Below are 9,572 nucleotides of genomic sequence, written 5' to 3'. Positions count from 1 at the left end.
GGACCAAATGCCAAGTCGCCTGCATCACCCAAGCCAGGAACAATGTATGATTTTGAATTCAACTCAGCATCAACAACTCCTAACCATAAAGTAACGGGTTCACCCTTAAATATATTTTGAACATACTGAACTCCAGCTTCACTAGCCACTAACGACACTATATGAACGTGCTTTGGTTTACCTTTTACCAATAATGCTTTATATGCCAATTCAATTGAGGTACCAGTTGCTAACATCGGATCACTCAGCAACACTATTTTATTGTCTAGCGATGGAGAAGAAATATATTCAATATGGATATCAAAATCACCTTTTTCATTGTATTTACGATAAGCCGAAACAAATGCATTTTCAGCTCTGTCGAAGTAATTTAATAAACCCTGATGTAATGGTAATCCAGCTCTTAAAATTGAGGCAATAACCGGCTCTTCATTCATCACTGTTTCCTGAGCAACACCAAGTGGTGTATTAATGTCTTTTGTCTCATGTGGCAGTACTTTACTAATTTCGTATGCCATAATCTCACCCATACGTTCGATATTTCTTCTGAATCGCATTGGATCAGTTTGAATAGAAGTGTCACGAATCTCCGCAATAAAGCGGTTAAAAATGCTTTGTTGTTGATTGAAAGTTGTTGTTTGCATTTGGAAATTTTGAGTGCAAAGTAAATAAAAATTGGGGAGAGTGATAGCCTAATACAACAGCATTTGAATTACGATATTTCTTAATTATTGATATCTGATGAGACATTCAGTTTCAAGGTAACTTTTTATTAACTTGATCAATATCCTGTTTTTTAGTTTTAATCAGGAATAAAATATACTGTGGTACTATAGAATTATAACTGAGAAATGTGAATTTAAAAGGATAAGATACCTCCTTCATTTTAGAGACTAAAGGTTGAGTTATTCGCGTGTAATTAACCCAATCGTTCTTTAGTAAGTAATGCTTTAACACACATTTCGGCAGCAAATGCTTAACCTTCTCTTTAATACCCTGTATTTTAGTCTTGTATACTGTTGGCTGTAACTCATCTGAATAATTCACATTCAAAGCATTGAAGTATCTTTTATTCAACAGGTTTACATAGAAAACCTTCGATACTTTCTTATCTCGGGGGATGGATTTGAAAAATGTTAGTAGTTCAATATCCCAAAATGGCAATCTCACATCATAACCAAAAAAAGTAAACACTTTACTGGCATTAACTGTGAACCTAGAGTGTTTTCCTGCGCAATCAAGATCTTCAAAGATAGAATATGGCATATCATCGCCACTATAACATGCTACCTTGTGCTGCAGAGATACCAATTCCTTTTGATAGTCTTTTTTCTTCAGTTTGAATAAATTATACCGACACCTCAGGTAGGCCTTTGAGATGTTTTCTCTAAGAAGATAAGGCGAAAAAGATTTTACAAATTGACTGCCACCAATAAAATCACCTCCATGTCCTGGAATAAAAATACTTTCTTCGGGCAACAAACCATTATCTTTAAGATATTTAACCGCATAGAATTCGTGTAAGTGCGCCGAAGACCTTCCATTAGACGCAAATAGAATATAGTCGTTTAACATCTCAGTATCTTCTTCCGAACTTATAAATGTATCAGAATACTCGATGTTATACCATTTAACATTTAATTTTCTGGCGATTCTTTCAGCTATTATAACTTCTTTATTGGAGGGCTTTCCATATGTAAAAGTTATGATCTTCGGATATGTTTTTTTGATCAGGATACTCAAAATTAATCTTGAATCGTAACCACCACTTAGTGGAATTACAACTGTCCTGTTTCCTAAACTATCAATCATTCGATTAAAAGCTCTTTCAATTAAGATACTAGCATAGTTTTCAAGCTTTGAATCATAATTGATTTCCCTGTCAGATACTGCATAGGTAAAGTAGCGTCTGAATTGCACACCCTCAGAAGTAAACCTGTAGACACACCCTCCTCTCATACAAAGAACGCCTTCATATAAACTCTTCTCAAGATGTGTATGTCCAGAAGCTAATAACTGATTAGCCCCCTGTCTGTCAATGATACAATTTTGAAAACTATCTGTTCTATCTGAAAACAGAAATTTATCTGAGTTTTGTTTATAGAATAGTTCGTTCAGTTGGTCAGGGCTTACAATGGCTGTAGCAAATTCATTTTTTTTTATATACAGGATATAAAATGAGCCATTTATTCTATCTGTCAACTTTTCAATATCATCATCTATTATATCAATAATTCGATTACCAACATCATTTTTTTCTACAAAACAACCATCAATAAAGATATATCCAGTGAAAAATATTCCTTCTGCTACCCGATTATTATCATCAACTAATACGTCAAAATTCATCATTTTGCCCTTTTACTATGTTATCATGATTCTTTACGGCATTATAAATGAAGCGTAAATAAACACCATTAAAAACAATGCCAACCAATGTTATAATTATCATAGTAGTGTAAAAAGAAGTTTGCATTGCACCACATATGCTAATTGTAAGTATTCTAAAAACGAATAGTGAGGTGGAATAAGCAATCGCCTCTTTCTGCTTATTAAGAATAGGAATTAAATTTGATAAAGGTATTGTCCAAAACATGAAAAATAACCATGGTGAAACAATAAATATGATATAATATACCGATTCCCACTCATTGAATATTCCAAATGCCATTGCTATCCCAATAATTATCTCAACAAGTAAAAAAGATAAAAAATATAGACCGACTAATGGCTTATAAACTTTATAAATGGCTGATTTGAGAACTTTTAATTCATTCTTTATGAATGATAGATGTTGATATAAAACTGTTGAGAGACTTTGTGAGATAAATGTTATTGGTATTCCAATCACTTTTTGTGCAATCCCATAGTAGGCGGCAGCACTAGTCCCATAATACATCCGTAACAGGATAATTATAAGCTGACTTGAGCTTGTATTTAGGATCGTATTTATTGTATTATGGAGTAGAAAGGTAAATTTCCCCTTATAGTTTGATAAACAAAAGTTTGACTTGGTGGATGGCAAATAAAAGATTATTATAAGAAGGCTTGTTAGCGAATAGCCAATTATAGTGGCCAGAATTAGTAATTCTCCTTTAGCAGAAAACATGAAGGCACTTAATACTTGAAATAATGAAAGGAATAATGACTTTAATATCCGACTGATGGATATTTGCTTAAAGCGCTTTAACCTAGACATTAAAGCCTCGCAAAGATTAAGGAGGGACATTGAAAAGACTCCAATAAACAATGCAATAAAAATCAAAAGCAAATTATTGTTACTAAAATGTAACTTTCTAACACCAATAGCTGCAACAATTGCAAAAATAAGCGATAATATCAAAACAGTTTTAGTTGCAAACCTATAAACAGTCTTAGCTTCATCCACTGATTTAGATTGAACAATAAGTGTTGGAAACTGAAAACTGGTCAGAATACTTAAAAGATTGATTATGGCCATGTAGGTAAAGTATGATCCAACTGAGTCAGAATCGTATAATTTTAGTAACACAGGTAAAGTCAATAGACCAATAGCCTGACTTAATATATTGCCTGTGAAAATTTCAAGTACTTTTCTGTAAAGATCCTTAATCAAAGCAGTTGGTTTAATTTAGTTTTAAGCTTTCGCAGCAGATTATACTTTTTTACAAACTTCATCACTCTGGGCAACCTGTTATATTCATACTGGTAATATGTGGTCGGTATTGAGCCAAATCCTCTCAAAAAAAGAGCAATGCCTTTTATATCAGATCCACTTAAATCTAATACACGGTTTTGTCCACTCATCTTACGAATATAATAATCAACTATACCAAATGAGGCGCTTAGCTTTTTTGCTTCATTTAATGATGCCGAAAGTAAAAAAACATCTCTTTTCCTCCCTTGTAAAAAGAAGCCTCCTGAAATAACTTTACCATCCTTAGCTGCATAAACTAATGTTCCCCAATCAGCATTAGTTGATTTTAATATCAATAGCTTAAAGGCACGAACAGTCGCTTTAGACATCTTAAGTTCTTTATTGCTCTTAGCCATTTCGTTACGTATTAGGAATAACATTGTAGGATCATTACTTTCAAAAAGACTTATTCCATTCCTTTCTACTTTTCTTATATTGCTCCTGTGCCTTTGTTCATAGTTTCGCCTTAACTCATCATACGTTTTACCAAGCTGTAAATAATGAGTACTTCGGGCTTTAAAACCTTGTCTGGAAAAAATGTTTTGATACACAAAAGAATATGATATAAGTCTAAATGGTTTAAAGCATGGTAAATTAGGCAGGTCTTCAATGTTGATATTCACATTCTTGGCTTTATGGAAAACACCTAAGTTCTGTATCTCAGCCGGCATTTGAATAAAATGCCAACCAAATCTTTTAGTGATTGGTATGGGCATAACGAGTTCGTAATCATTCACAATGAGTCCATACCAGTTTTCACAAATAAGATCCAGAACTGAGCTGTACCCTAAGGGTGATTCATTATATGCATTTTTAATGCAACCATCCCATTTTATTTCATCAATTTCATTTCTTCTAAGTAGACTGTATTCCATATAAACACTAAAACGTATTGTTATTTGTCATTATTGCTCAACAAAGGCATGCATATTAAAAAAATAATATGGTTTTTTTAACGTTACTATTAAAAACAAATGAACTTTGAAGGGTAAATTACAAAGAAAAGCCACCATCGTAACAACAAGCGAACTAGCAACTGATTACCGTTTACTTAAACTCTCAAAATCATTAGAGGAAGCCGGTTATCTTTGCAACTTTGTTTGCCGAATTAAAGACAATCACCTACCGTTTACCCAATCAAATAAGAAAGTTATATATCTTAATACGATTTGGCAAAGTAGTCCTTTGTTTTACCTTTTTTATAACCTCCGCATATTCTTCTTTCTTATTTTCCATAAAGCAGATTTAATCGTTTCAATTGATTTAGATACATTGGTTGGATGTGGATTGGCTAAACTATTTAAAAAATCAAAACTTCTTTTTGATAGTCATGAATATTTTCCCGAATCACCCGAGATAAATAAAAAACCGTGGATTAAAGCAATCTGGAGGCTGGCGGAAAAGTTATTTATTCCAATTGTTGATATTGGAGTAACTGTTTGTCAACCCATTGCCGACATTTACAAACGAAAATACAATAAAGATTTTCTTGTAATTAGAAATGCTCCATTATCAGAGCGAATAGCAAAACTAGAACATGAAAGAAAACAAAACTCTAAATTTACATTGCTATATCAAGGTGCAGTCAATTATGGCCGGGCACTAAAGCAGCTAATTAAAGCAATGGAGTATATTGACAACGCAGAGTTGATAATTGTTGGAGATGGGGATATATTCAATGAACTTAAAACCCTATCAATAATGCAAAGAGATAAAATTACATTGACAGGAAAAGTTCCTTTCGAAGATTTACCATGTTATACTTCCCAAGCTGATTTAGGAATTGCATTGTTAGAAAATATCGGATTGAACAACTATTATGCCCTCCCTAATCGTTTATTCGATGCTCTTCAGGCTGAGCTGCCTATGCTAGGAATTGACTTTCCTGAAATTAAACGTTTTATAAAAGAAAATAACTTTGGTACAACCATTAGCAGTATAGAACCACAAGATATTGCATACGCAATAAATCAAATAAAAAACAATCCGAAGCAATTATATGAATGGCGTAAGAATGCGAGTGTTACCAAAACCAAAGTTAATTGGGAGAATGAAACAGCTAAACTTAAATCTACCTTAACACAACTTTAGCCACATTTTCATTTAAGTGCACATCACCAATTATTTGTCATACTTGTACCTAACAAACTACAAGATGAACAAATTAACCTTAACCTTATTGGTGCTTATTTGCACCATTATTTCTTATGGCCAAAATAAAGGCCATTTCAACATCTCAACCAACCCTTCTTCAGCCATTGTTCGTTTGACTGAGTTTCCAGATGTGGAAAAGAGAACACCTGCAAGTTTCTCTGATTACAAGCCAATGCTCTACAGTATCCGTGTCGAAAAACACAATTATCAAACAATTGACACACTGATTCATTGCCTGCCCGGACGCATTATCGATTATCATTTTAATCTTATACCTAAATCCAGCATATGTAATATCACTTCAACCCCTTCCGGAGCACAAGTTTTTATTAATCATCAAAAAGTTGGTGTTACACCTATAAATGATTATTCAATCTCATGTGGGTCCAACGTAATCACACTAATTAATGAGCATAATGTAAAGTGGCAGGAAACTTTTACAGTAGATGAATCATACCCTTTGCTGGTTAGTCATAATTTTTATCAGACTGAAGTCGCGAATGATGTTGATTATATGACAAGTAACAAAACATACAGCACGCCAACAAATCAAGATTTCTATGATACTGACGATTCAAATATTTCAGAAAATGAAACGTATGGAGGCTTTGGCGCAGTTGGCTTTTATACTATGCTTGGTTCCAATGGAGCTAAAGGCACATCATACCGATATGGAGCCGATTTGTTTCATTATATACGTATCTGGGGCGAGTCAAATAAAGAGTCAGACATTCAAGGTTTTGGATTAGAAGGTGTATTACCCCTAGATTTGGATAAAGCAGGATTATACCTAAAGGGTGGACTTGTTTCCCGTTCGTTCGAACCCCTAAATTCATACGGTCGGCAATCCATTGGATTCGTAACTGTCGGAGCGGGTATAAGTATCAAACCCACTCCACATTTTCAAATTTTTGGTGAATTTGAATTTGGCATGTTTGATGAAGAACAAAACCAGGATACTATTGATCTTTGGAAAGAAAAACACAACAATTTTAGTACGCTTGGTGGCTGGATCGGAATTCGGGTAGCCTTTTAGTTATAATGCTTATTTTTGCAGAAAAACATTTTATGCAACAAGGCCAGTTAGCACATTTACAACCTCTTTATAAACTCATAATTCTTTTCTCGGCAGTAATAATTTCGGGTTCGCTTTCAACAATGATGATGGGAGTCATTGCAGAGCCTGTTTTTAATGTTGATGTCCACTCAATTGAATCAATGATGGAAAATGTTGCATTTATGCAAGCGTATCAAATTATCCAAAGCATAAGCTTATTTGTTACCCCCTCACTCCTTGCATTCTATTTGTTTTTCAGAAGTTTTAGGCACGGAATAAATGGTAAGGCTAAGATATCCGGAGCTTTTATTGCCATAACTGTTGCTGTGATATTTTTTGGGCAATTCTTTATAATATACACTGGTTGGCTCAACCACCAGCTTCAACTGCCTGAGTCAATGCAAAACATTTATAACTGGATGGTTGATAAAGAAGCGGAGGCAGGTGACTTAACCACCATTATGCTCCAATACGACAATTGGTTCCAGATTACAATCACAATATTATTGCTGAGTGTTTTACCTGCAATTGGTGAGGAATGGCTATTCAGAGGTTTATTGCAACATGAATTGAATAATATTTTTAATAATAAACACATTGCCATACTAATAACTGCAATACTTTTTAGCGCTATACACATGCAATTCTTAACCTTTTTGCCTCGCTTCTTTTTAGGGATAATACTGGGATATCTCTTTGTCCTGTCAGGCAATCTTTGGCTATCAGTCATTGCACATTTCATCAATAACTTTATGGCAGTTGTCGTTTATATGTTCTTGAATAATGATGACACCTCGCCATTGGATATGTCGACTGAGAATCCTTTTGGAGTTGGGGTGATATTAAGTGGATTGGTGATTATTGCAGGCCTGTATCTTATTAATGTTTTAAGCACTCAAAAAAGTACTCAACCAAACAGCTATTGAGGCTCTTTCTCATGTTTGCGAAGAAGATAAACCACTCCATAATTGGCACACTTATTTCTTTTCTCGTCAGCATCTAAGTTATCAAAGTAAGCTTCAATTTCATTCCAGATAGCCAGAACAATTCGGTCGGCTGCATTTCTAAGTTCCGTTACCTTCTCATGCATTTTTTGAGTAGTAACCAGTAGGTTTTTGTGATTATTAAAATACTCAACAAATTTCTCATACTTAATCTTAACCATAGCAATGGATGGATTATAAATGCGCGTACCTCCTCCCATCATGCCGCGTCTTTCTTCTCCTTCTACCACCTGCTTGCCAACTTGTAATAATTGTTGTTCGGTACCTAATTCAGGCACTGACTTCTCATTTATATCAAAACCATACAATTTACGGACTTCCGGTTTTATTTCTCCTCTAGCAATGCAAAAATTCAGAACCTGAATAAAATGTGAAACATATAACCGGGTTACTTTAAATTGGTCACCTAATAATTTTCCATATTTTGCTTGTCGGTCTTTACTAAAATTATATTGTGATATCGCCTGTTCATATTGAGGTAGAAATGATTGCAGCTCAAGAAATAACTTCTGACTAAAAGCTAAATCAAAAGGACTCAGCTGCATACCTCTTTGCAAAGCAGCTTTTAAAGCCCGCAAGCGAGCCTGGTCTGTATTGGGAAGACGACGATATGGCATGTTGTTTTCAGTTAAAAGAGACCTATTCGCATCTAAAAGTAGAAAAAATAACTTCTATTAACAAATGTCTCTAGTTCAATCATTTTTATATTTCATTTTTTTAGCATTAAAAGCTTCATCATCAAAACCGACTTGTTCATCAGGATGAAACAGTCGTTCATAAAAACGTATTATTTTAATAAAGGTTACTTATTTCTCAAAATCAGTTGCATAAAAATAAAAAAGAGCCATCCCGAAAAGGATAGCTCTTTATAATATCACTAACGACTATGTACTAGTCTTGCAGTTTTGCTTTTAAGAATTCGCGATTTAGGCGCGCAATATTCGAAATCGAAATTCCTTTTGGACACTCAATTTCACAAGCTCCTGTATTGGTACAATTACCAAAACCAAGCTCATCCATTTTTGCTACCATGTTTTTAGCACGGCGGGCAGCCTCAACTCTTCCTTGTGGCAATAAAGCCAGATGACTTACTTTAGCTGAAACGAATAACATGGCCGAACCGTTTTTACAAGTTGCAACACAAGCTCCACAACCGATACAAGAAGCGGCATCCATTGCCTCATCAGCATCGTCCTTAGGAATAGGAATTGCATTAGCATCAGGTATACCACCGGTGCTTACTGAAGTATATCCTCCAGCTGCGATGATTGTATCAAAAGCATTACGATTTACGATTAAATCTTTGATAACCGGGAAGCCAGCTGAACGCCAAGGTTCAATGGTAATTGTCTCTCCATCCTTGAACTTTCGCATGTGTAATTGACATGTTGTTACATCATCATCCGGCCCGTGAGGACGGCCATTGATATACAATGAGCACATACCACAAATACCTTCGCGACAATCGTGATCGAATGCAACAGGCTCTTTTCCTTCATTGATTAACTGCTCATTAAGCACGTCCATCATCTCCAGAAATGAACTGTCTGTTGATACTTTATCTAGTTTATATGTCTCGAAACGACCCTTGTCTTTAGGCCCGTTCTGACGCCAAACCTTAAGAGTCAAACTTATATTATTTTCCATTTTTCTCTGTTTAACTTATGAACATTAATGACCT

9 protein-coding genes are annotated in these 9,572 nt (G+C 34.7%); 3 read left to right on the top strand and 6 right to left on the bottom strand.

Translation table 11 applies throughout. The features are described 5' to 3' along the window. From upp to AC4MRQ_RS23255, 4 genes are all read right to left on the bottom strand, one after another. Positions 1–644 (bottom strand): uracil phosphoribosyltransferase (gene upp, locus AC4MRQ_RS23270; protein ID WP_491200126.1); only part of this gene is annotated, 644 nt, incomplete at its 3' end. 112 nt (positions 645–756) lie between these two features. Further along, positions 757–2,352, bottom strand: coding sequence for an asparagine synthase-related protein (locus AC4MRQ_RS23265; RefSeq protein ID WP_491200125.1), 1,596 nt, complete (start codon positions 2,350–2,352; stop codon positions 757–759). After that, complete coding sequence (locus AC4MRQ_RS23260; protein WP_491200124.1) at positions 2,339–3,595, bottom strand: oligosaccharide flippase family protein; 1,257 nt, start codon at positions 3,593–3,595, stop codon at positions 2,339–2,341. The genes AC4MRQ_RS23265 and AC4MRQ_RS23260 overlap by 14 nt, the downstream gene beginning before the upstream one ends. Next, positions 3,592–4,551, bottom strand: coding sequence for a GNAT family N-acetyltransferase (locus tag AC4MRQ_RS23255; RefSeq protein WP_491200123.1), 960 nt, complete (start codon positions 4,549–4,551; stop codon positions 3,592–3,594). Before AC4MRQ_RS23255 ends, AC4MRQ_RS23260 begins: the two co-directional genes overlap by 4 nt. A gap of 106 nt (positions 4,552–4,657) precedes the next feature. Here AC4MRQ_RS23255 and AC4MRQ_RS23250 point away from each other — a divergent pair, with 106 nt between their 5' ends. The 3 genes from AC4MRQ_RS23250 to AC4MRQ_RS23240 all read left to right on the top strand — a co-directional run bounded on the left by AC4MRQ_RS23250 (position 4,658) and on the right by AC4MRQ_RS23240 (position 7,813). Then, a complete protein-coding gene (locus AC4MRQ_RS23250) occupies positions 4,658–5,767 on the top strand; it encodes a glycosyltransferase (protein WP_491200122.1) in 1,110 nt (369 codons plus the stop codon). 64 nt (positions 5,768–5,831) lie between these two features. Beyond that, a complete protein-coding gene (locus AC4MRQ_RS23245) occupies positions 5,832–6,866 on the top strand; it encodes a PEGA domain-containing protein (protein ID WP_491200121.1) in 1,035 nt (344 codons plus the stop codon). Positions 6,867–6,898: 32 nt separating this feature from the next. Next, positions 6,899–7,813, top strand: coding sequence for a CPBP family intramembrane glutamic endopeptidase (locus AC4MRQ_RS23240; protein WP_491200120.1), 915 nt, complete (start codon positions 6,899–6,901; stop codon positions 7,811–7,813). On the opposite strand, the gene AC4MRQ_RS23235 is transcribed toward AC4MRQ_RS23240, so the two are convergent. Together AC4MRQ_RS23235 and AC4MRQ_RS23230 are read right to left on the bottom strand one after the other, a co-directional pair. Continuing rightward, on the bottom strand, positions 7,807–8,508 hold the full coding sequence (locus AC4MRQ_RS23235; protein ID WP_491200119.1) for a hypothetical protein: 702 nt from the start codon (positions 8,506–8,508) through the stop codon (positions 7,807–7,809). The genes AC4MRQ_RS23240 and AC4MRQ_RS23235 overlap by 7 nt on opposite strands. A gap of 274 nt (positions 8,509–8,782) precedes the next feature. After that, positions 8,783–9,538 carry a succinate dehydrogenase/fumarate reductase iron-sulfur subunit gene (locus AC4MRQ_RS23230; protein ID WP_491200118.1) on the bottom strand — a complete coding sequence of 252 codons (756 nt, stop codon included), beginning with the start codon at positions 9,536–9,538 and terminating at the stop codon, positions 8,783–8,785. Positions 9,539–9,572: the final 34 nt, after the last annotated feature.

This window comes from Carboxylicivirga sp. (assembly GCF_982718395.1).
The sequence above is the reverse complement of the archived record's forward strand: the minus strand, read 5'-3'. Positions and strand labels throughout refer to the sequence as shown.

Coding starts and splice junctions, on each gene's coding strand:
- AC4MRQ_RS23265 (WP_491200125.1), bottom strand. CDS start 2,352: ATGATGAATTTTGACGTATTAGTTGATGATAATAATCGGGTAGCAGAA.
- AC4MRQ_RS23255 (WP_491200123.1), bottom strand. CDS start 4,551: ATGGAATACAGTCTACTTAGAAGAAATGAAATTGATGAAATAAAATGG.
- AC4MRQ_RS23245 (WP_491200121.1), top strand. CDS start 5,832: ATGAACAAATTAACCTTAACCTTATTGGTGCTTATTTGCACCATTATT.
- AC4MRQ_RS23240 (WP_491200120.1), top strand. CDS start 6,899: ATGCAACAAGGCCAGTTAGCACATTTACAACCTCTTTATAAACTCATA.
- AC4MRQ_RS23235 (WP_491200119.1), bottom strand. CDS start 8,508: ATGCCATATCGTCGTCTTCCCAATACAGACCAGGCTCGCTTGCGGGCT.
- AC4MRQ_RS23230 (WP_491200118.1), bottom strand. CDS start 9,538: ATGGAAAATAATATAAGTTTGACTCTTAAGGTTTGGCGTCAGAACGGG.